This window comes from Mesorhizobium sp. M7A.F.Ca.CA.001.10.2.1 (assembly GCF_003998575.1).
In the GTDB taxonomy this organism is placed as follows: Bacteria; Pseudomonadota; Alphaproteobacteria; order Rhizobiales; family Rhizobiaceae; genus Mesorhizobium.
Genome location: NZ_RZQY01001230.1, coordinates 1 through 699, shown reverse-complemented (window position 1 = coordinate 699; position 699 = coordinate 1). Strand labels below are relative to the sequence as shown.

1 protein-coding gene and 1 pseudogene are annotated in these 699 nt (G+C 67.7%); both read left to right on the top strand.

Translation table 11 applies throughout. The features are described from left to right. Window positions 1-132, top strand: a 132-nt coding sequence (locus EN964_RS36325) for a winged helix-turn-helix domain-containing protein (RefSeq protein ID WP_206528841.1), incomplete at its 5' end; no start/stop codon positions are given. After that, a pseudogene (locus tag EN964_RS36320) lies at window positions 123-699 on the top strand (two-component sensor histidine kinase); the annotation flags it as partial. The gene EN964_RS36325 and the pseudogene EN964_RS36320, both read left to right, overlap by 10 nt.

Genomic DNA, 699 nt, shown 5'->3' with positions numbered 1-699 from the left:
AACATCCATGTCGCCGGCCGCACCGTCGACAGCCATATCCGCAACATCCGCGCCAAGCTGGCAGCAGTGGGTTGCCTGGATGCCATCGAGACCGTGCATGGCGTCGGCTTCCGGCTTGGCCGATGCGGCTGACGACTTCCGGCAAATGGATCGGCCGCAAGTGGCGGCCACGGCTTGCCACGGTCGTCGTCGCCATCCTGATCATGGTGATGGCCCTGCCATTGGTCGGCTTGTTCTTCTTCCGCCTCTACGAGAACCAGCTGATCCGCCAGACCGAAGCGGAGCTGATCGCGCAAGGGGCGGCCATCGCCGCCATCTATGCGCAGGATGTGCGCGACGCCGGCATTGCGGCGGACAAGCTCGGTGCGCCGATGCCGGGGCCAGGCGGGGATTCAAGCCGAAGCGTCAATCCGGGCCCGCTGTACAAGCCGATCGAGCCGCAACTCGATCTCGCCTCCGACTATGTGCTGCCGACCCGGCCGGCGGCGATCGCTGCCACCGCCGATCCTGCCTTCGCGGCGATCGGTGCGCGCCTGTCCGGTATTCTCGACGCCACGCAGAAAACCACGCTGGCCGGCTTCCGGCTGCTCGATCCCCGGGGCGTCGTCATTGCCGGGCGCGGCGAGGTCGGCCAGTCGCTCAGTGCGGCCGAAGAGGTGCGCACAGCACTTGCCGGCAGCTATGCCAGCGCGCTCAGGC